Below are 19,622 nucleotides of genomic sequence, written 5' to 3'. Positions count from 1 at the left end.
GAAATTAATGGCTTTGTAAAAAATAAGGTTTTCCTGCAGCGGAGAATATTCCCCGCCGTAGGTCATCCATGACAGGTATTTTCTGTCAGTAGAAATCTATTACCGTGGTGGGCGAGAGCTGATAGATGAAGACCAGCTAAAAGTTGTGGTGCTTGGTGCTGTTTTTTGGTTTTCTTTCGACGCGGGTTAACTTGGCGACTTGTTCTCGGGCGTTCATGATTTTTTCTATGGCTTCGTCTTTCACTTTATTCTGTTCTGAGTTGGTTAATGCCCTTCCTAAATTTATTCTGGCTTTGTCGAGTTGTGTTTTGACGTCTCGTTGCTCACTTTCGGTCATTTCTTTTAATGTCAGCTTTTTCATTTTTTTCGCCTTGTTTGCATCAGTCCCACCCAGTGTACAACCTTATTCTGTGCGGGGATGTAAGAGATTGCGATCTGGGCGACATTAATTACGATAAAAGCCTGTTAGCTGTTTTATCCAGGGCCCGGAAAGCTATTTGGCCCCTTTAGGCCGCCGCGCAGAATTAAAGAGGCACCGCTTTGCAAATAGCGAGGCAGAGCGGTGCGGAAAAATAACTGTTATAACAGGCGCGAGCTGTAACCCCAAAGTAGCACGGTCAGGCCAAGGAGTAGCTCTAATACCAACACCCCAATTGCAAAGGTGGAGCCGGAGAAAATAAACCCTTCCTGCCGGTCAATATTCAGGAAGGTTGGGATCCCCAAATACAAGAGATAACCGGCATAGCAAAGGGCGATAATCCCGACGAATAAGCACAGCCAGATAATAGGGTAGAGCGCCACCATACCGGCTAAAAATAGGGGCGTTGCGGCATAACCGGCAAATAGGGTGCAACTTTGCCAACTGGGTCGGCTGGGGTAGCGGCGCGCCATCCAGTAAATCACGCGCCCCATCAGGGCGACGGCGGCCAGAATCAACACATAGAAAATGACAGCGGAATAGAGGGCGGTAAAGGCGCTGAGTTTTAGGGTATGGCCCTCACCGAAATCCCAGCCCACCTGAGTGGTGCCGATAAAGGCACAAATCACCGGAATAGCAGCCATCAATAGGACGTGATGGGCATATAAGTGCCGGATGCTTTCACCCTCGTGCTTGATTTGCCTTAGTTCCTGACTGGGATGGGTCAAAAGCCCCCAAACATGGTTTATCATAAGTCACCTCCGGGCCCATTATCGGCCACTCATCACAGACAACAGTCCTCTTTCTCGACCCACCGGATGGGATGTGATATTACCCAGCCTTAGTTCAGTATAGTGTGTTTTTTGCACAGTTATAATGTGATGGTGTTCACGGCGAGGTGGGAGAAAATTGCAGGCAATGCCTAAGATAGGTTATCAGTATTATCAAGCAATTAACTTCAGGAGCAATTTATGGATATTCAGGGACATGATAGTCGGATAGACAATATAGAATTCGCCGTCAGTGATATTGCCCGGTCGAAACTTTTTTATGGCACAGTTTTTAACTGGCAGTTTACCGATTATGGGCCGGGATACTGTGAGTTTACTGATGGTCGGTTGCGCGGGGGCTTGACGACCTTAAGTGCCGTTCAGCCTAATGGCGGGCCGCTAATTATTCTGTATGCCACTGATTTAGCACAGGCGCAAAAACGTCTGGAAGCAGCCGGTGCCGCCATTGTGGTGCCTATTTTTGCTTTTCCGGGTGGGCGGCGCTTCCACTTTACCGATCCGGATGGCTATCAGCTGGCGGTATGGTCAGATAACTGAGTCGCTAATGATAGGTCTGGTAAGGGAGCGGATATGTTCAGTTCCGAGTCAGTTACCCCCAGCAACCATTCCCTCCAGCCAACTTTGTCAGCAGCCTTAACTCACTGAGAAATGGCGGTTTTTAACCTCAGTAAGTTAAGCTGCCTTGTCTTATTTCTTCTCAATCAGTGGGCTGTATTCCACTGGCACCCAAGTGTAACCCACTTTATCTGCCCGAACATGGCCGATGCCTGGGAATGGAAGATGCGCGCCGGCTACCCACAGTTTATCTTTAGCGGCTTCAGCAAAAATGGCTTTGCGGGTGGCAATGGCTTGTTTGCTGTCAGAGTCAAATTCTAAAGAGACATTCGGATGCGCGAACTGGATTGAATGGCTGTGCACGATATCTCCCCACACCAATAAGTTGTCGCCTTTTGAGGTGAAAAGATAGGCGCTGTGGCCTGGGGTATGTCCCGGTGTGGGCACCACTTTGACGCCCGGTAAGAGGGCTTCACCGGTGGTGTATATTTTTAACTTATTATTTGCGGCATAAGGAGCAACCGATTCCATTGATTTTTCAAACATCGGGCGCTGCTCTGGCGGCGCTTTATTGGCGATGTCTTTATTCAACCAGAAATCCGCATCCGCTTTTGATACATAGACAGTGGCGTTAGGGAAAACCGCTTTACCTTGATTGTTGATACCACAAGCATGGTCGGGGTGCAGGTGGGTCAGTAGGACGGTATCAATCTGTTCCGGCTGATAACCAGCGGCACGAATATTATCCACCACCACTCCCAGTGTTGGCCCAAAGCATTGTGCCGCGCCCGCATCCACTAGCACCAAGTGGCTGCCGGTGTTAATCAAAAAAGCATTTACCGCAGTTTGCACGCCGTCAGTGCTAGCAATAAACATGCTGGAGAGTAGCTTTTGGATATCTTTTTCGCTGATATCTTTCAGTAGATTGGTGCCCAGTTTTACATAACCGTCATAAATAGCTGTGACTTCAAAATCGCCTAATGCCATCCGGTAGTAGCCGGGAACCTGCGTTTGCTGTTGTGCGGGTGCCGCGGCGGTACTGATCGTCGGGAAACCGAGAGCCAGAGCACTGGTGCCAATAATCGACAGCGCCAGTAATGTTTTGCGGAGTTTTATTTTGCTAAGAAATGCACTCTTCATAGAGACCCTCAGAGGTGAGTAAGAAAGCGGCTGATAAAGCAAATGTATTTATTAAAGGGATAGTTGTCACCTAACGGATTGAGCAGAGGTGATATTTAGGCCATATCTCATCAGGGATAAGTATTTTCAGTCTAACGTAGGAATGTCAGGAAAGGTAAGAATAAAAAAGCGCCCCCGCAGGAGCGCTATTGATAAGCGTGATAACCGGATAATGAATTATGCGGTTGTCGCTGGTGTATTTTTGGTGCTGTCACTCGGTGCCAATGTCATACGATACAGTTTTGGTGCAGTCAGCATCATCAATACCGCGATAATGGCCGTCACAATACCAATCTGCATAAATACGTGGCTATAGATAGCGAGTGATGCATGGGCGTCGGTGATATCACTTGGTGCTGCGGTCAACGCGGCCACTTTACCGGCGATAAGCGCGGCGGCGGCAGTGGTCAGGAACCATGAGCCCATGATGAAGCCCATCAAGCGCTGAGGTACCAGCTGCGCAACCATGGCCAGACCCAAACCAGAAATCATCAGTTCGCCAATACTTTGCAGCGCATAGCTCAGAATCAGCCAGTTAACAGAAACGATGCCGTGTTCGTTAGCGAAACTTGCGCCCCAAGGCAATACCAAGAAAGCGGCGGAGCAAAGCACCATACCGAAAGCAAATTTATGCGGCATTGGCAGGCGGTCGCCCATTTTGTTATAGACTGCGGCCAGAATCGGGCTGGCAACCATAATCCAGAATGGGTTCAATGCTTGATATTGTTCTGGTTCAAAAGTAATACCAAAGATGGAATGTTCTACGTTGTGAATAGCGAAGAAGTTCAGTGAGGTTGGCATTTGGCTGTACAACACAAAGAACACCACGGCTTCCAGCATCAGCAGGAAGGCCACAATCATTTTACGGCGAGCAGTCCCGTGCAGTGAGAAAGTCTCTTTGGCAAAGATGAAGATGATACCCAGAGAAACCAATGCCAGAGCCCAACGAGTGACTACTTGGTTATGCAATAACCAGCTAGACAGGGTGATCAACGCGACCACACCGACCAATACCATCAGTAATTTTTTAATCTGTAATGGTGCGAAGTCAGGTTTAGAACCTTGGTTTTTCACCCACTTACGGCAGAACCAGAAGTTCACCAAAGTGATAAGCATCCCCACCACACTCAGAGAGAAAGCAACACTCCAACCATATTTCGCCGCTAACCACGGGGTTGCCAACATAGAGAAGAACGAACCTATATTGATGGACATATAGTACATGGTAAATGCACCGTCCAAACGCGGGTCGTCTTTGCTATAACAGGTTGACAGTAAGGAAGAAGGGTTAGCTTTGAACAAGCCATTACCCACGGCAATGGTTGCCATTCCGAGATAAACCCAGAAAATGTCATGGCCAGAGTAGGCTATCATTGAATAGCCCACCGCCAGAATAATGGCGCCGAGTACGATAACCCGTTTTGCGCCAAGCACTTTATCACCTAACCAGCCACCAATGGCAACAAAACCATAAACCAAGGCGCTGAAAGATGAGAACAAAGTGATGGAGTCGGCTTCGCTCATCCCGAGCATTTTTACCAGATATACGGCCATGATCCCTTGCAGGCCGTAATAACCAAAACGTTCCCAAAGCTCTATAGAGAAGATCAGGTAAAAGGCTTTCGGCTGTTTGAAAGCATTCATACTGATGTCTTCGGGGTGTTGGTCGTTTGGTGGTTGCTGATTACTGTTTGCTGTTGACACGGAAACCTCTGTTTTTCACTACCGGTGATAAATGACCGGAAATACAAAAGTGAATGCGCGAGATGGCATCCTTTTGCGTTGTTATAAGATGTTTTTCGGCGGTTAATGTTCACTATCTTTGTCAATGAGACAAGTCCTTAGTAATATTCTGTTACACATATCATAGCCAGCTTAATATCACCATGTTACAAATGTTATGCAGTATTAACGTTTATGTTTTATCAATTTGGCGAATTTTTATTTTGATTAAAAGCTGAACTCATTTTATTCAGTGATATATTCTGCTATTTATAATTTTAATGGATTATATCGTTACATATATGTGAATGACTGAATCAATATTATGCATATGAAGAAATGACTGAAACTATCCAAAATGGGCTAAATATTGGGCAGGTGAATTCCCAAGTTGAGCAGTGAACTGAGCGCTGGATCAAAGAGTTGTGTAAATTTTTTACCGGCAAAAGCGACATTGGCAAAAACATGCGCCCGCAACGCAGTGATATACTGGGTCACATCATAAAAATCTGAGTATCTGTATGGATATCAAACAGCTTATTTATCTCTGTAATTTAGAGCGCGAACGGCATTTTGGCCGGGCAGCTGAAGCCAGTTTTGTTAGCCAGCCGACGTTGTCGATGCGCTTGAAAAACCTGGAGCGGGAGCTGGGTATTGCACTGATAAACCGTGGCAATAACTTTGAAGGTTTTACCCCAGAAGGCGAGCGCGTATTAGCGTGGGCGCGAGAAATTGTCTCGGTCTATCAAGGGCTAAAATTGGAAGTGGAATCACTCAAAAATGGCGTGAATGGCACACTGCGGATTGGTGTGGTGCCGCAGTGCAGCATTTCTTTGGCACGATTACTGAAAAATACCAGTGACTGTTATCCCCAGTTGGACTATCGGGTTTCAGTATTAAGCGCGGATCAGTTATTGGAAGCACTGACCGGCCATTCGGTTGATGTGGGTATTGGTTTTTTTGAGTTAACCACATTAAATGAATTACATTTTCAGGCGCAACCGCTGGTTGATAGTGGGGTTGATGTGGTTTTCCATCCCGAATATTTCCCGCATTTGTCAGGAACTGAACCGCTGACTTTGGCGCAAGTTGCCGCTTTACCGCTCTGTTTGCCGGAACCTAGCCGCTATTTTCGCCGTTATCTGGATAACAGCTTTCGCGATGCGGGTCTGTCATTACATGTCAGGATGGAAAGCACGTCCATTTTTCAGTTGCTGCAAACGATGGTGGTCGGGCTGGGTTGCGGATTATTCCCCCAAGGGAGTTTATTGGATGAAATGTCTGCGCCATTACAAAGACGCCCAGTGAATATTCCTAAGATGAATCGGCATGCCGCCGTGGTGGTGGCTGAACCGGAGCGGGTGACACCGCTGGCTCAGCACTTCTTTGATATTGCCAAACAGTGGTTAACAACCCACGCCGCTTAATAGCCCACGGGGGGCTGAATAGGTTCTGGCCTTAGTGAACCTGTTATCAATAGGTTTGCCCCAAGCTGTGTCTTAGGCGGTTGACCCAGCCCGCGGTAGCCGTGCTGAGGATAATACCGAGCAGTTGCTGATGACTGACCCCCAGAGCGAGCAATGGGCTAATATGCTGATGATTAAAACGCTCTGGCGCGCGCGTCAGTTCGGCGCTGATATAAATAAGCGGGTGGCTAAGCTGCGCTTTGGGTGAGATTGCCAGAGCTCCCGCAATCCCGAGCTGTAGGGCGGCCAATAACGATGCATTGCCAGCCTGTTGCTGCAAAGAGTGCCGATGCTGAGCCTGGCAGTACAAACTGCCATTGATCCGCGCGCTGACCAATGATACCCATGCTTGCCAATCAGCAGGAATCGCTGCCAGCGGGTTATGCAGCCATGCAGTAATAGCACTATATGCGGGCAAACTTGGCAGATGTTGCGCCAACAACTGGTTGAGTGTCAGCTCAGTTTTCACCGCCACCCCATGTTCTGCAAGTGCAGTATCGGCCACTAAGCCAGGTAACCCGCCTTGCCATTGGGCATCAACACTGGGTAATTGACCGGCTGGCGCATCTTCCATTCGTGGGAATCCGGGTAGCATGACTGTCGGATATTCGGCCTGAGCTGAAATACCAGAGACCACTCTGGCCTGATAACCAACAAAGCCAATTATCTGTGATAAAACAATGATATCCGTTTGAGTTAAGCCCACCTCAACCAACTGTTGCAGTGCATGTCGGTCAATTAATGTCGGCTGGCTGGCGAGTTGGCGGGCATATTGTGTCATTTGCGTCAGCCGCATATTACTTTCCCGCGAGGCATCCGGGCTGGGAAGTGGCGTGAGGCGCGCCGCATAATGGCTGCACAACCGCTGAATTCCCGTCACCTGCGCGACAGTTAATGCACTGCTTAAGCGGTCATATAATGAAAATGTGCTGCTGTGGTCGGGGGTGACAATAGCCGGAAACAGCGCCCGGTACATGGCGTCTGATGCCGCGAACAGTGGCGCGTGGTGCTGTAAGCTGTTATTTAAACTGGCGGGGATCTCCTCGGCAAGACCCAGCAGAAAAATGTTTTCATCGGTGACGTTGTCACTATCTTGTATTTGCTTATCATGTGTTTGCTGATCTTGTGTCAGATGAATATGGCCCTGATGAGCAGGGTCAGGTTCATGCACCGGCGCTGCTGTCAGGTGCTCTGCATTGCCGCTACGTTGAGTCTCATGATACCAGTGGGCATTATCTTGGTGTCTAAACTGCACCATAGTGACCTCCGTTAGCGGCAGCAACACGCCACAGTGAAAGGTAACATCCCCGGCGGATAAGCCGGATGCACAAGATTAAATAGGGCGGGATTAGCCGGGGTGCCATGAAAAATGCGAGGTATCAACATTGGCAAAATATCCTGTTGTTTTATGGAGAGAACACAGTGGATATCATTGCTGATTGGATTGACGAGATAAAAGAATGTTAAGCCATAATTCATAACTAAAAGTAATAACATATTATTATATATAACAAAAATGTTATTACGTTAGTTAATAATTGGTTAACGATATAACCGAGGAACACCAAAAACGCAGTTGAGTCTGCGCGGAGAAAACCCATCGTAATAAGCCGGTTATTACCCTGAGCGGGGTAATGTTTCACACCCACCTTTATGAAGGGCTATTAACAGGATGCCAGTCACACCCAGAGTTAAAAGTTACCGGCGTCTCGTCGCCAGGCATCTGCGGTTAAGGCCTCACCAAAATGACTGGAAATCAATCGCTTAGTTAGGTCGTGCAGCGGAGAAGCCAGCACCTCGGCGGTACTGCCGCGCTCTACAATTTCCCCCTCATGCATCACAATCACTTGGTCACTGATATGTTTCATCATGCCAATGTGTTGGGTTACATAGATATAAGCTATGCCGTGCTTTTCCTGTAATTCCAGCATCAGATTAATAATCTGCGAGCGCATGGACATATCCAGTGAGGCCAGCGCTTCATCTGCAACAATCACCTTTGGCTGCAAAATCAAGGCTCTGGCTAATGCAATGCGCTGTTTCTGACCAGAGGCCAGCATATGCGGGTAATAATTTGCATGATCCGGCAGCAAACCCACCTGGCGTAACGTTTGATAAATTCGCTGTTCGCGTGCCGCCGCATCTAAATCGGTGTTGAGTTTCAGCGGCGCATCCAGTAATTGACCAATGCGCTGACGCGGGTTGAGTGAGGTGCTGGGATCTTGGAAAATCATCCGGATCCGCTGGCTGCGGTAAGCATAATCACCATAAACCAGACGATGGTCGTCAATTAATAGCTCGCCTTCGGTTGGTTCAATCATCCCTGACAGCATTTTCGCCAGAGTGGATTTCCCTGAGCCATTCTCACCAATTACCGCCAGTGTTTGCCCTTCGCGCAAGGTAAAACTGACAGATTTCACCGCTTCCACATGTTGGCGGCGAAATAATCCGGTGCGATAGCGGAAGGTTTTGCTCAAGTTACGGACTTCGAGCAGGGTATCGACCATTATTGCTCCTCCAGATTCAAGGGAAAGTGGCAAGCAAAGGCGTGGTTTTTAACCAATCGCAAGCGAGGTGTTTCAATACAGGTTTTTTGCGCATAAGGGCAGCGTGGGCCCAGACGGCAGCCAATAGGCAGATGTTCCAGTGATGGAATAGCCCCCGGCAAGGTATTCAGCCGGCTTTTATGTGGCAGAGAACGGCCAAAGTCGGGCATGGCGCGGATAAGCGCCTGAGTATAAGGGTGGTGCGGGGTCGCCAGCAGATCTTCGCAGACCGCACTTTCGACGGTTTGGCCGCAATACAGCACATTAACCCGGGTGGCCCATTTACTCATCATCTGCAAGTCATGGCTTATCAACAAGATAGTGGTGTTGTTGTTTTGATTCAGCCGCGCCAGCAGACGGAAAATCTGGGCTTGTGTGGTGGGCTCCATCGCATTGGTGGGTTCATCAGCGATAAGCAAACGGGGCTGGTTGGCCAGCGCGATAGCAATCATCACTTTTTGGCATTCGCCTTCGGTCAGCTCATAGGGATAGCTGCGCATAATGTCTTTGTGGTCTTTAATCCCCACGCGGTGCAGTAATTCAATGGCGCGCCGTTGACGCCAATGGAATCGCTGCCACCAGCGGCCTTTGTATGTCCAGCCGGGAATAGCTTGCTGTAATTGCCGACCAATACTTTCAGATGGGTCCAGACAAGATTGCGGCTCTTGAAAAATCATGGAGATATTATGGCCGATCACTTTGCGCCGCTGGCGTGGGGTCAGTTGCAGTAAATCAATGTCGTTGAAGCGAAAACGGTCTGCGGTGATGCGCCAGTTATCTTTACTGACGCCACAGATAGCTTTGGCAATCAAACTCTTACCTGAGCCGGACTCGCCAACTAACCCACGAACTTCACCTTCAGTCAGTGTAATACTGATGCGGTCAACGGCTTTGACCATGCCTTCGGAGGTCATAAATTCAATGGTAAGGTTACGAATATCAAGTAACGGCATTATTCCACCCCCGCATTAATCGCGCGGCGCATGCCATCGCCCAACAAGTTAACCAGTAACACACTTACCAAAATGGCTCCACCCGGCAGCATGACAGTCCAGGGGGCGACATAGACTAAATCTAACGAGTCGCCCAACATGGCCCCCCATTCTGGCGAGGGCAATTGCGCACCTAAATCGAGAAAACCCAAGGCGGCGATATCCAGAATGGCCATTGATAATGCGCGGGTAAATTCAGTAACTAACACCGCGGCAATATTGGGCAAAATGGCATAGGCCAGAATATGTGGCGTGGAGGCCCCGTCCAGGCGGGCTGCAATCACATATTCTTTATCCAACTCATCATGAACGGCATTATAAATGGTGCGAACCATGCGGGGCAGCAATGCAAGCCACACGGCAAACATGGCATGTTCCAAACTCGGGCCGACAAAGGCCACTACAATGATGGCCAGCAGCAATGAAGGAATGGAGAGCAATGTATCCAGCACATGATTAAGAATTGCGGAACGAAAGCCGTGAGTGATACCCGCGAAGACACCGAGCACCACACCACAGAGCGCGGCGGCCACGGTTACCAATAGCGCGGAGCCATAGGTGGAGGCGGTGCCTTCTAATAAGCGGCTTAAAATATCGCGACCTAAGTCATCAGTGCCGAGGAAGAAAGACACATTGCCATACCTTGACCAGGATGGCGGCAGCAATTGGTAACCTAAAAATTGTTGGTCGAGGGCATAGGGGGCCAGAGTGCTACCCAACACACACAGCAACAACAATCCGACAACGCCATAAAACCCCACCATTGCCAGGCCATCAGCATAGAAAAGCCGCCAGGTATACAGCAAGGGGCTGGGCATTTTCTTCTCGCGGTAGACATTATCGAAGGGCATACCATTCCTTATGCTTTAATGGCGTCATCATCGCGCCGATAATATCGGACAGGACGTTAATGGCGATGACCAATGAACCAATCACCATGACACCGGCAGAGATAGCGGCGTAATCTTGCTGACGAATGGCATTAATCAGCCAGCGGCCCAACCCCGGCCAGTTAAATACCACCTCGGTTATCATCGCCAGTGTCAGCATGGTTGAGAACTGTAACCCCAATTTCGGAATGATTGGCGGCAAGGCATTATGCAGCACATGGCGGCGAATAATGGTGAATTTTGATAAGCCACGGGTGGCTGCCGCTTTAATGTAGTTTTGCCCGATAACATCATCAGTGCTGGTGCGCATTAGGCGGATAACCTCGGTGGTGGGGGCGACTGCCAGTGCCGTAATGGGCAAAATCATATGGTGCAGCGCACTTATCATCATTTCTTTACGATAGGGTGAAGGGGATAGCCATGCATCGACCAGCGCCAGCCCGGTGACGGGCTTTACCTGGTACAAAAGGTCATAACGGCCAGACACCGGCAACCAGCCCAAATGCAGAGAAAAGAACAGCATCAATAACAGCGCCAGCCAAAAGACCGGAATGGAAAAACCGAGCAGGGCAATGGAGCTGATGGCAAGGTCGGCAAATTTACCGCGCATCACCCCGGCAATAATCCCCAAAGGAATGCCGACAAACAGCGCCAGAGTAAAGGCCAACACGCAAAGTTCCATCGTGGCTGGGAAAGCTTCGCGCAATTGCTCACTGATGGGCTGACCATTGATGCTGGAAACGCCAAAATCCCACTGGAGTAAGCTGCGGAAATAGAAGCGGTAAGCATCCAGCAGGGCTGCGCCATCCAGCGGAGCATGTGGGGTAAAATAGCTTAGGCTAAAACCTACCAGTGATAAGAAAAACAAGGTTATCACTAGCAGCAATAGGCGGCGTAACGTGAAGATTATCATGGTTTTTTGCCCTCATTGCTCTCGCGGAACACGCCAGCAAAAGAAGAGTTACCAAATGGGCTTAATACCAAACCTTTAATATCATAACGGTATGCTTGTAGCCGCAAAGAGGATGCCAATGGCAACAGCGGCAATTGTTGTTCCAGAATCCGCTGGGCTTGCTGATAATACTCAATACGCGCCGATAATTGCTGGGAGCGCAATGCTTTTTGCAGCAGTTCATCAAACTGTGGGTCACACCAGTGAGCATAGTTTGTTTGCGAACGAATTGCTGCGCAGCTGAGCAATGGGCGGAAGAAACTGTCCGGGTCGTTGCTGTCGGTTGACCAGCCAGACAGTGTTAAGTCGTGGCTCATATCCATCAGCCGGGCTTCCTGGAAGCGGCCTTCAACGGGCACGATATTCACGCTAATTCCAACCTGCGCCAAATCCGCCTGTATTAACTCCGCCGTTTTTAAGGGGCTTGGGTTATAGGATTGCGAGGCGGTTGGCACCCATAAATTGAGTTGCAGCTTAGAAATACCCAGCTCTTTGAGGATCTCTTTGGCTTTTTCTGGATTATATTCAGTGACCTGTGCCTGGCTGTCATAAGCCCATGATGCCCGAGGTAAAATGGATGCGGCGGTTTCGGCAGTGCCGTAATAGATTGACTGCATCAATCGCTGGTTATTAATCGATAAAGCAATGGCTTGCCGCACCCGCTGGTCATTTAACGGCGGTTTCTGGGTATTAAAGGCCAGATAGGCCACATTCATCCCGGGGCGCAGTGTCAGGCGCAGGCGCGGGTCATCACGTAAAATAGAAAGCTGGCTGGCGGCAGGATAGGCCAACACATCACACTCACCGGTCAGTAATTTGGAGAGCCGGCCCGTGCCGCCGACCCCCAGATCAATCACCACCTGCGGCATGCGTGGCAAACCTTTCCAATAGTTACTGTTACGGAACAACCGAATATATTGACCAGAGCGATACTCATTTAACAAGAACGGGCCCGTCCCCACGGGTTCGCGGTCAATTTGTTCTTGTCGGCCTTTGCGGGTTAAATCATCGGCATATTCCGCAGAAAGCACTGGCGCATAATGGGTTGCTAAATGCCAGAGGAAGGAGGCGTCGGGTGCTTTTAGTTTAAATTCAACCGTATAGTCATCCAACTTTTTGACACTTTGTACTGCATCAGCAAATTGCAAACTATCAAAATAGGGATATTCGCCGCCATTGACGTCGTGGTAAGGATGCTGTGAGTCAAGCACCCGTTGAAAACTGAAGAGCACGTCATCGGCATTCATCATGCGGGTGGGGGTGAACCAGTCCGTGGTCTGGAATGGGACATCTTTACGTAAATGAAAACGATAAGTGGCGCCGTTATCCAGTACCTGCCAGCTTTCTGCTAATTCAGGGATTAACCGGTAGGTATAAGGGTCGACATCCAACAAGCGGTCATAGAGCTGGGCCGCGAGGGTGTCAATGGTTAATCCGCTGCTGGCCATTTGCGGATTAAAAGTATTGAGTATCCCGCTGACACAATAGACAAAGCCGCGCTGACGGATATCCGGCAGTGGAGTTGTGGGGTCAGCAGCCGGGGCAGGTTGCGCCAGCGCAGGGGCTGCAAGACACAGCAGCGACAGCATCCAAATCAATAAAGCACGCATAAACGCTTCGCAGTAAGTAAGCAATACGCTTAGTGTACCGTAATCTGGCACTCCTCCCAATCCATTGAGCAAAACAACTGCGCTATCTGCTGTTTGTTGCAGCAATCAAGCGGTATAGACCGCAACATATTGTTTCTGCACTTGGAAATTAACAGGGTAATTAAGGATTGAAGGGGATTTCCAGCGTGGCGGCGGGCAATTCTACTATTGTTAGTATGGTAATGAGAAAAATTCTCAACAAATTGTTTGCAACTGCTATTGATAACCATTATCATTACCTTGCTCTTCGAGACAAGGCTTGTAGTTTCAGGCTTTTGACAGAAAAGCACGACATTGCTCACATTGCTTCCAGTGTTTTTTAAGCCAGCTCGGGTGCTGGCTTTTTTTTTGCCTGTCATCATCCATTTTCAGCCGTTTGATGCTTTCTGTTAATGCTATTTTTCCGGTTAACGTCTCTTCCTGGTGGCAACTATTCCTGCTCACTATCACTTGCCAGCATGGCATGCTTTTTTAACATGCCGCGTAACTGATGATATGTTAATCCCAGCAGCGTTGCCGCCTTGCGCTGGTTGAAGCGCGCTTGTGCTAACGCATGTTTTAACATCTGTTGTTCACTGTGATGTAACCATTGCTTAAGATCGAGTGGGAGTGCGGGCAGGGCCGTCAAGGTATCTGCTGCACCAACGCCATCATTGCTTTCAGGCGTCATATTTTCAGTATTCGACCGGCTGGCAAAAGGATTGATAATAATATTATTCAGCGGCTGATTACTGTTCCCATGACGATACACTGACCGTTCAACCACATTTTTTAGCTCTCGGACATTCCCGGGCCAAGAGTATTCCAGGAGTTGTGATTGAGCTAACGGCGTGAAACCGGGGAACAACGGTAAACCTAATTCGCGGCACATCTGCATGGCAAAGTGTTCCGCCAGCAACATGATGTCTTGTCGGCGCTCGCGTAACGGCGGCAACTGCACCACATCAAACGCGAGGCGGTCGAGTAAATCGGCCCGAAATTTTCCGGCTGCGGCTAAGGCGGGTAAATTATCATTGGTGGCGCACACTAACCGAACATCTACCTGTAAGGGTTGGCTGCCGCCCACGCGCTCCAAGTGGCCATATTCAATGACGCGTAATAATTTTTCCTGCACTAACATTGGCGCAGTCGCCAGCTCATCCAAGAACAAGGTGCCGCCATCGGCGCGTTCAAAGCGGCCAAGATGACGTTTCTGTGCTCCGGTAAATGCCCCGGCTTCATGGCCAAACAGCTCTGAGTCGAGTAAATTTTCATTCAGCGCGGCACAGTTAAGTGAAATAAATGGCCCTTGCCAGCGCTCGGATAAATAATGCAGGCGGTGGGCAATCAGTTCTTTCCCGGTTCCTCGCTCGCCAATCACCAACACCGGTTTATTCAGTTTTGCCAGTCCTGAAACTTGCTCCAGCACCTCAACAAAAGAGTTGGCTTCGCCCAACAGGTTTTCTAATTGCTCACTCATGATGAAATTCGCCAATAGTTGGTTAAAATTATCACTCTACATTTTATCTCAAAACAGTCAAAAATATTTTTCCGTTATTTTTCAATTTATTAGGTTTTATGAAAAGTTGGCACGACTCTTGATAATAGTTCTTACAAAGCAATCTAGTTCTTACAAAGCAATCTAGTTATTACAAAGCGCCCGCGTTATCCCAAGGAGACGACGAGCTAAATTAAAGTATCGCAAGAAAGCCAGGTGAGTGGGCGTGACCTGACGCCAATCTTTCAAAGAACCAATAAGTTAAAAGAGGACGTAAATTATGGGTATTTTTTCTCGTTTTGCCGATATCGTGAACGCCAACATCAATACATTACTGGATAAAGCCGAAGATCCACAGAAATTGGTGCGGCTGATGATTCAAGAGATGGAAGATACACTGGTTGAGATCCGCTCAACATCAGCCCGTGCGTTGGCAGAGAAAAAACAGCTACTGCGCCGCATTGAACATAGCGAAAGTCAGCAGCAAGAGTGGCAGGATAAAGCCGAATTGGCTTTGCGTAAGGGGAAGGAAGATTTAGCGCGTGCGGCACTGATTGAAAAACAAAAAGTGGCAGCACTGATTGAGACACTGACCCGCGAAGTGGCGACAGTAGAAGAAACGCTCAATCGCATGAAACATGAAATTACCGAGCTGGAAAGCAAGCTGACCGAAACCCGTGCCAGACAGCAGGCGCTCACCTTGCGTCATCAAGCTGCCGCGTCATCCCGTGATGTTCGCCGTCAGTTAGACAGTGGCAAGTTGGATGAAGCAATGGCGCGTTTTGAGCAATTTGAACGGCGTATTGACCACATGGAAGCAGAGGCTGAAACTGTAGGTATTGGCAAGCAAAAGTCGCTGGAAAGCCAGTTTGCCGAACTGAAGGCGGATGATGAAATCAGTAACCAGTTGGCGGCCCTGAAAGCAAAAATGAATTCAGCTGAATAACAGTGATTAGAATTTATCGCGTTTAAATGACCCTCATCAGGCCGTCAGAATGACCGGCGGCCTGCCATGAATAAAATGCGGACACCCGCTATCACAGATGATTAAGGGGAACGAATGAGTATCCTGTTTCTTGCCATACCGCTGACCATTTTTGTGCTTTTTGTCGCGCCGATTTGGTTATGGCTGCATTACAGCAATCGCCAGCAAAGCGGCGCACAACTCAGCCATCAGGATATGCAGCGCTTATCACAATTAACTGATGATGCTCGCCGGATGCGCGAACGTATTCAGACATTGGAAGAGATACTTGATGCACAGCATCCAGGTTGGAGGCAGTAACAATGAGCGATTCTTTCAAAAACAATGTGTTAAGTAGGAAAAAGTTGTATCGGGTACCCGAAGAGGGCATGGTCAAAGGGGTTTGTGCTGGTCTGGCGCACTATTTTGATATTCCAGTACGATTGATTCGAGTGATGGTGGTTTTATCCCTGTTTTTTGGTTTGTTCGTGTTCACCATTGCGGCCTATATCATTCTGACTTTTATTCTAGAACCGGTGCCTGCTGCCAATTTCAGTGAACAGCAAGCAACCCCACGGCAGTTGCTGGATCAGCTAGAGTATGAGTTGGGGGCAGGAGAGCAGCGCCTGCGCCAGGTGGAGCGCTATGTTACCTCCGACACCTTTGGGGTACAGAGCCGTTTTCGCCAATTGTAATCCGGGTAAATAATTAATAGAAATGTCAGTAACTCATTAATAGCCATGTCAGCCCGCCATCCAGAGATGTTGGGCTGGGATTTATCATAACCGTCTATTATTTATAACCCGATGCCTGTTGGAGGGCGCAAAGATGAACAATAATCCCGCCCGTAACCGAGCAGGTGTAGTATTAACCGCACTGATTAAAATTGTTTTTACTGTCGCATTGACCTATGGCCCTGCCGGTGCCGCCGGTTTTATTGTAAAAAATGTTAGCCGCAAACCCCTGCGTTGGTTGTTGTTGATGATGTTAGAGCCAATGCTAAAACGTGTCATGGGGGCTGCTGCGGGTCAATTTGCCAAGGATAAGCATGAAACGACTGCAAAATGAAATTACGTCATTGGTTAACCGAGGAATGGACCGGCATCTGCGGTTAGCGGTAACCGGCCTGAGCCGTAGTGGTAAAACGGCATTTATCACTTCTTTAGTGAATCAACTACTTCATGTTCACAGCGGCGCACGTTTGCCGCTGTTTTCTGCTGTGCGCGAAGAAAGGTTGCTTGGCGTAAAGCGGGTGCCGCAACGAGATTTGGGTATCCAACGTTTTACCTATGATGAAGGATTGGCTTCTTTGTATGGCACGCCGCCAAACTGGCCAACCCCGACTCGGGGAGTCAGTGAAATTCGTCTGGCGTTGCGTTTTCGTTCTGATGACTCGCTGTTGCGCCATTTTAAAGACACTTCGACACTGTATTTGGAAATTGTCGATTATCCTGGCGAATGGTTGTTAGATTTGCCGATGCTGGAACAAGAGTATTTAAGCTGGTCGCGCCAAATGGCGGGCTTGCTACAAGGTGACCGAGCTGAGTGGGCCAAACCTTGGCTGACATTATGTCAGCAGTGCGATCCATTGGCCCCAGCCGACGAAAATCAACTGGCGGCAATTGCTCAGGCTTATACTGATTATCTGATTCGTTGCAAAACGGAAGGGCTGCATTTCATTCAGCCGGGGCGTTTTGTGCTCCCCGGCGAGATGGCGGGCGCGCCGGCGTTGCAGTTTTTCCCTTGGCCGGATATCAACAGTATTGGTGAGTCACGGCTGGCTCAGGCGGATAAACACTCCAATTTTGGCATGCTGCGCACCCGGTTTAACTATTATTGCAATACGGTCGTCAAAGGGTTCTATAAAGAGCATTTTGTGCGTTTTGATCGGCAAATCGTGTTGGTAGATTGCTTGCAGCCCTTGAACAGTGGGCCGCAGGCGTTTAATGACATGCGTTTGGCTTTGACACAATTGATGCAGAGTTTCCATTACGGAAAACGCACGTTATTCCGCCGCTTATTTAACCCTTGTATTGATAAGCTGATGTTTGCTGCAACCAAAGCGGATCATGTGACGGCAGACCAACACGCCAATTTAGTTTCTTTGCTCCAGCAATTAGTACAAGAAGCCTGGCAGAATGCGGCTTTCGAAGGTATTAGCATGGATTGCGTTGGGCTGGCCTCGGTGCAAGCGACAGAAAGTGGCATGGTCGAAAGCCAGGGGCAAAAAATACCGGCATTACGCGGGCATCGCCTGAGTGATGGAATGCCGCTGACGGTGTTCCCAGGGGAGGTTCCGGCCCGGTTACCTGGCCCGGTTTTTTGGCAGCAGCAGGGTTTTCATTTTGATGAGTTTCGCCCACAAGCCGTCAATGTGGACAGCCCATTGCCCCACATTCGCCTTGATGCCGTGATGGAATTCTTATTGGGAGATAAATTGCGATGAGCGAGACGTTAAAACCTCGGATCGATTTTGAACAACCGCTGCAACCACTGGATGAGCCAGTATTGAAAGCGGCGCAGGCGTTTGACGAGCAGGCAGCGGCGAATTTCTATCCTATGGCGGCAGAGCTGGATGCGGAAAATGATGAAGGCCGGGTCGAGGGATTAGTGAATGCGGCACTCAAACCCAAACGCAGCCTGTGGCGTAAAATGGTCACCGTCGCGCTGGTGCTTTTTGGTGCCAGTGTGATTGCGCAGTCGGTGCAATGGGTCAATCAGGCCTGGCAACAACAAGACTGGATAGCCCTGGGCGCGACCACTGCCGGTGGGTTGATTGTGCTGGCGGGCGTGGGCTCAGTGGTTACCGAGTGGCGGCGTTTATACCGCTTACGCCAGCGGGCTGAAGAGCGGGATATCGCGCGGGAACTGTTAGTCAGCCACGGTTTGGGTCAGGGGCGGGTATTTTGCGAAAAACTTGCCCGTCAAGCGGGTCTGGATCAAGGGCATCCGGCGTTACAGCGCTGGCAAGCCTCGCTGCATGAAACCCATAATGATCGGGAAGTGGTTGAACTCTATGCCAAATTGGTGCAGCCAGTGCTGGATAATCAGGCGCGGGCTGAAATAAGCCGCTATGCTGCTGAATCCGCACTGATGATTGCCGTCAGCCCATTGGCGCTGGTGGATATGGCGTTTATTGCCTGGCGTAATATTCGTTTGATTAATCGCATTGCTGCTTTATATGGTATTGAGTTGGGGTATTTCAGCCGGATCAGACTATTCCGCTTGGTGCTGCTGAACATTGCTTTTGCCGGTGCGTCAGAGTTAGTGCGAGAAGTGGGTATGGATTGGTTATCGCAAGATTTGGCTGCTCGGCTATCAGCCCGTGCCGCGCAAGGTATTGGTGCCGGGTTGCTGACCGCCAGACTGGGCATCAAAGCGATGGAACTCTGCCGACCATTACCTTGGTTGGGCGATGATAAACCTAAACTGGGTGATTTCCGCCGGCAATTGATTAGCCAGTTGAAAAATACCTTGCCCAAAAAAGCCAAATCAACAGCGCAGTAATGGCGCGCCGATCCTTTGCCGTAAAATTATTTTAGGCGCGGGTCAAAAACGAAAGGCAGTGGTTTGGCGCTGTTCAAGCTAGTCTGAAAATCTGGGTGTCTTGGGTTAACCAGCAGATTGTTTTCAGAGGGTACCAGAGTGGAAGGAACCAGTAATCCAAGCGATGATTGTGATTCCAGCCACTCGGTACCGATGTCCATAGTGGCCGCCGGTGCGGGGTCAGTGCGCCAGTCAGCAGGCCAATCTTGGGGTTGTAGCTGCATAATATTGCTGTCATCGATTTCAATCTGGAATAATTCGAACTCACTCAGCGTCGAACTGTCTTGGATATGCACCAGTGTTTCTAACATTGCCAATGATACGCTGCTGGCTAAGTAGATAGCGGCATGCCCTTTATGATTCCAACGGCCGCCATAGATTTCTGCACCATAACCCGTCCAGGTTGAGGCAAGATAACGGCGCATGACAATGCGGTAGAGCATCATAAGCATTGGCTCGTCTGGCGGTATTTCAT

At 49.2% G+C, this 19,622-nt stretch carries 19 protein-coding genes and 1 pseudogene; 8 read left to right on the top strand and 12 right to left on the bottom strand.

Going from position 1 to position 19,622, the window contains the following annotated elements; genetic code table 11:
• Positions 1 to 99 precede the first annotated feature (99 nt).
• Together yjbD and YROHD0001_RS16630 are read right to left on the bottom strand one after the other, a co-directional pair.
• Positions 100 to 361: pseudogene (yjbD, locus tag YROHD0001_RS19230) on the bottom strand (DUF3811 domain-containing protein).
• A 218-nt stretch (positions 362 to 579) separates the two neighbouring features.
• Positions 580 to 1,170, bottom strand: coding sequence for a Yip1 family protein (locus tag YROHD0001_RS16630; protein WP_072086819.1), 591 nt, complete (start codon positions 1,168 to 1,170; stop codon positions 580 to 582).
• Between the two features lie 219 nt (positions 1,171 to 1,389).
• Here YROHD0001_RS16630 and YROHD0001_RS16635 point away from each other — a divergent pair, with 219 nt between their 5' ends.
• The gene (locus tag YROHD0001_RS16635) at positions 1,390 to 1,746 is read left to right on the top strand and encodes a VOC family protein (protein WP_004712939.1); all 357 of its coding nucleotides are present in this window, start codon (positions 1,390 to 1,392) and stop codon (positions 1,744 to 1,746) included.
• Positions 1,747 to 1,896: 150 nt separating this feature from the next.
• Here the strand turns inward: YROHD0001_RS16635 and YROHD0001_RS16640 are convergent, their stop codons facing one another.
• Both YROHD0001_RS16640 and dtpA read right to left on the bottom strand, forming a co-directional pair.
• Positions 1,897 to 2,904 carry an MBL fold metallo-hydrolase gene (locus YROHD0001_RS16640; protein ID WP_004712938.1) on the bottom strand — a complete coding sequence of 336 codons (1,008 nt, stop codon included), beginning with the start codon at positions 2,902 to 2,904 and terminating at the stop codon, positions 1,897 to 1,899.
• Between the two features lie 216 nt (positions 2,905 to 3,120).
• Positions 3,121 to 4,647, bottom strand: a complete 1,527-nt coding sequence (gene dtpA, locus YROHD0001_RS16645) for a dipeptide/tripeptide permease DtpA (protein ID WP_004712937.1) — start codon at positions 4,645 to 4,647, stop codon at positions 3,121 to 3,123.
• Positions 4,648 to 5,186: 539 nt separating this feature from the next.
• Here dtpA and YROHD0001_RS16650 point away from each other — a divergent pair.
• Positions 5,187 to 6,092, top strand: coding sequence for a LysR family transcriptional regulator (locus YROHD0001_RS16650; protein WP_004712935.1), 906 nt, complete (start codon positions 5,187 to 5,189; stop codon positions 6,090 to 6,092).
• A 46-nt stretch (positions 6,093 to 6,138) separates the two neighbouring features.
• Here YROHD0001_RS16650 and YROHD0001_RS16655 read toward each other — a convergent pair whose 3' ends face one another.
• The 7 genes from YROHD0001_RS16655 to pspF form a co-directional block, all read right to left on the bottom strand.
• Positions 6,139 to 7,389: a CMD domain-containing protein gene (locus tag YROHD0001_RS16655; protein ID WP_004712934.1), complete on the bottom strand. Its 1,251-nt coding sequence runs from the start codon at positions 7,387 to 7,389 to the stop codon at positions 6,139 to 6,141.
• A gap of 433 nt (positions 7,390 to 7,822) precedes the next feature.
• Positions 7,823 to 8,638: a putrescine export ABC transporter ATP-binding protein SapF gene (gene sapF, locus YROHD0001_RS0117070; RefSeq protein ID WP_032815863.1), complete on the bottom strand. Its 816-nt coding sequence runs from the start codon at positions 8,636 to 8,638 to the stop codon at positions 7,823 to 7,825.
• Positions 8,638 to 9,630, bottom strand: coding sequence for a putrescine export ABC transporter ATP-binding protein SapD (gene sapD / locus YROHD0001_RS16665; protein ID WP_004712932.1), 993 nt, complete (start codon positions 9,628 to 9,630; stop codon positions 8,638 to 8,640). The genes sapF and sapD overlap by 1 nt, the downstream gene beginning before the upstream one ends.
• Positions 9,630 to 10,520: a putrescine export ABC transporter permease SapC gene (sapC, locus tag YROHD0001_RS0117065; RefSeq protein WP_032815862.1), complete on the bottom strand. Its 891-nt coding sequence runs from the start codon at positions 10,518 to 10,520 to the stop codon at positions 9,630 to 9,632. The genes sapD and sapC overlap by 1 nt, the downstream gene beginning before the upstream one ends.
• Positions 10,507 to 11,472, bottom strand: a complete 966-nt coding sequence (gene sapB, locus YROHD0001_RS16670) for a putrescine export ABC transporter permease SapB (protein WP_032815861.1) — start codon at positions 11,470 to 11,472, stop codon at positions 10,507 to 10,509. The genes sapC and sapB overlap by 14 nt, the downstream gene beginning before the upstream one ends.
• Positions 11,469 to 13,121, bottom strand: a complete 1,653-nt coding sequence (sapA, locus tag YROHD0001_RS16675; protein ID WP_032815860.1) for an ABC transporter substrate-binding protein SapA — start codon at positions 13,119 to 13,121, stop codon at positions 11,469 to 11,471. The genes sapB and sapA overlap by 4 nt, the downstream gene beginning before the upstream one ends.
• Positions 13,122 to 13,590: 469 nt before the next feature.
• Positions 13,591 to 14,619 carry a phage shock protein operon transcriptional activator gene (gene pspF / locus YROHD0001_RS16680; RefSeq protein WP_004712929.1) on the bottom strand — a complete coding sequence of 343 codons (1,029 nt, stop codon included), beginning with the start codon at positions 14,617 to 14,619 and terminating at the stop codon, positions 13,591 to 13,593.
• 298 nt (positions 14,620 to 14,917) lie between these two features.
• Between pspF and pspA the strand changes: the two genes are divergently transcribed.
• The 6 genes from pspA (at position 14,918) to YROHD0001_RS16710 (ending at position 19,108) form a co-directional block, all read left to right on the top strand.
• Positions 14,918 to 15,583: a phage shock protein PspA gene (gene pspA / locus YROHD0001_RS16685; protein WP_004712928.1), complete on the top strand. Its 666-nt coding sequence runs from the start codon at positions 14,918 to 14,920 to the stop codon at positions 15,581 to 15,583.
• 114 nt (positions 15,584 to 15,697) lie between these two features.
• Complete coding sequence (gene pspB, locus YROHD0001_RS16690) at positions 15,698 to 15,922, top strand: envelope stress response membrane protein PspB (RefSeq protein WP_004712926.1); 225 nt, start codon at positions 15,698 to 15,700, stop codon at positions 15,920 to 15,922.
• A 2-nt stretch (positions 15,923 to 15,924) separates the two neighbouring features.
• Complete coding sequence (gene pspC, locus YROHD0001_RS16695; protein ID WP_032815859.1) at positions 15,925 to 16,296, top strand: envelope stress response membrane protein PspC; 372 nt, start codon at positions 15,925 to 15,927, stop codon at positions 16,294 to 16,296.
• A 133-nt stretch (positions 16,297 to 16,429) separates the two neighbouring features.
• Positions 16,430 to 16,669, top strand: a complete 240-nt coding sequence (gene pspD / locus YROHD0001_RS16700) for a phage shock protein PspD (RefSeq protein ID WP_004712923.1) — start codon at positions 16,430 to 16,432, stop codon at positions 16,667 to 16,669.
• Positions 16,650 to 18,047: a YcjX family GTP-binding protein gene (locus YROHD0001_RS16705; protein WP_032815858.1), complete on the top strand. Its 1,398-nt coding sequence runs from the start codon at positions 16,650 to 16,652 to the stop codon at positions 18,045 to 18,047. The genes pspD and YROHD0001_RS16705 overlap by 20 nt, the downstream gene beginning before the upstream one ends.
• Positions 18,044 to 19,108: a YcjF family protein gene (locus tag YROHD0001_RS16710; protein WP_032815857.1), complete on the top strand. Its 1,065-nt coding sequence runs from the start codon at positions 18,044 to 18,046 to the stop codon at positions 19,106 to 19,108. The genes YROHD0001_RS16705 and YROHD0001_RS16710 overlap by 4 nt, the downstream gene beginning before the upstream one ends.
• Positions 19,109 to 19,134: 26 nt before the next feature.
• Here YROHD0001_RS16710 and YROHD0001_RS16715 read toward each other — a convergent pair whose 3' ends face one another.
• Positions 19,135 to 19,593, bottom strand: coding sequence for an RES family NAD+ phosphorylase (locus tag YROHD0001_RS16715; RefSeq protein WP_004712918.1), 459 nt, complete (start codon positions 19,591 to 19,593; stop codon positions 19,135 to 19,137).
• Positions 19,594 to 19,622 lie beyond the last annotated feature (29 nt).

It is taken from the genome of Yersinia rohdei ATCC 43380, from assembly GCF_000173775.1.
GTDB classification, from domain to species: domain Bacteria; phylum Pseudomonadota; class Gammaproteobacteria; order Enterobacterales; family Enterobacteriaceae; genus Yersinia; species Yersinia rohdei.
The sequence above is the reverse complement of the archived record's forward strand: the minus strand, read 5'-3'. Positions and strand labels throughout refer to the sequence as shown.

Excerpts from the sequence above, each read along its gene's own strand:
- YROHD0001_RS16630 (WP_072086819.1), bottom strand. The coding sequence starts at position 1,170 with ATGATAAACCATGTTTGGGGGCTTTTGACCCATCCCAGTCAGGAACTA.
- YROHD0001_RS16635 (WP_004712939.1), top strand. The coding sequence starts at position 1,390 with ATGGATATTCAGGGACATGATAGTCGGATAGACAATATAGAATTCGCC.
- YROHD0001_RS16640 (WP_004712938.1), bottom strand. The coding sequence starts at position 2,904 with ATGAAGAGTGCATTTCTTAGCAAAATAAAACTCCGCAAAACATTACTG.
- YROHD0001_RS16650 (WP_004712935.1), top strand. The coding sequence starts at position 5,187 with ATGGATATCAAACAGCTTATTTATCTCTGTAATTTAGAGCGCGAACGG.
- YROHD0001_RS16655 (WP_004712934.1), bottom strand. The coding sequence starts at position 7,389 with ATGGTGCAGTTTAGACACCAAGATAATGCCCACTGGTATCATGAGACT.
- sapF (WP_032815863.1), bottom strand. The coding sequence starts at position 8,638 with ATGGTCGATACCCTGCTCGAAGTCCGTAACTTGAGCAAAACCTTCCGC.
- sapD (WP_004712932.1), bottom strand. The coding sequence starts at position 9,630 with ATGCCGTTACTTGATATTCGTAACCTTACCATTGAATTTATGACCTCC.
- sapC (WP_032815862.1), bottom strand. The coding sequence starts at position 10,520 with ATGCCCTTCGATAATGTCTACCGCGAGAAGAAAATGCCCAGCCCCTTG.
- sapB (WP_032815861.1), bottom strand. The coding sequence starts at position 11,472 with ATGATAATCTTCACGTTACGCCGCCTATTGCTGCTAGTGATAACCTTG.
- sapA (WP_032815860.1), bottom strand. The coding sequence starts at position 13,121 with ATGCGTGCTTTATTGATTTGGATGCTGTCGCTGCTGTGTCTTGCAGCC.
- pspF (WP_004712929.1), bottom strand. The coding sequence starts at position 14,619 with ATGAGTGAGCAATTAGAAAACCTGTTGGGCGAAGCCAACTCTTTTGTT.
- pspA (WP_004712928.1), top strand. The coding sequence starts at position 14,918 with ATGGGTATTTTTTCTCGTTTTGCCGATATCGTGAACGCCAACATCAAT.
- pspB (WP_004712926.1), top strand. The coding sequence starts at position 15,698 with ATGAGTATCCTGTTTCTTGCCATACCGCTGACCATTTTTGTGCTTTTT.
- pspC (WP_032815859.1), top strand. The coding sequence starts at position 15,925 with ATGAGCGATTCTTTCAAAAACAATGTGTTAAGTAGGAAAAAGTTGTAT.
- pspD (WP_004712923.1), top strand. The coding sequence starts at position 16,430 with ATGAACAATAATCCCGCCCGTAACCGAGCAGGTGTAGTATTAACCGCA.
- YROHD0001_RS16705 (WP_032815858.1), top strand. The coding sequence starts at position 16,650 with ATGAAACGACTGCAAAATGAAATTACGTCATTGGTTAACCGAGGAATG.
- YROHD0001_RS16710 (WP_032815857.1), top strand. The coding sequence starts at position 18,044 with ATGAGCGAGACGTTAAAACCTCGGATCGATTTTGAACAACCGCTGCAA.
- YROHD0001_RS16715 (WP_004712918.1), bottom strand. The coding sequence starts at position 19,593 with ATGATGCTCTACCGCATTGTCATGCGCCGTTATCTTGCCTCAACCTGG.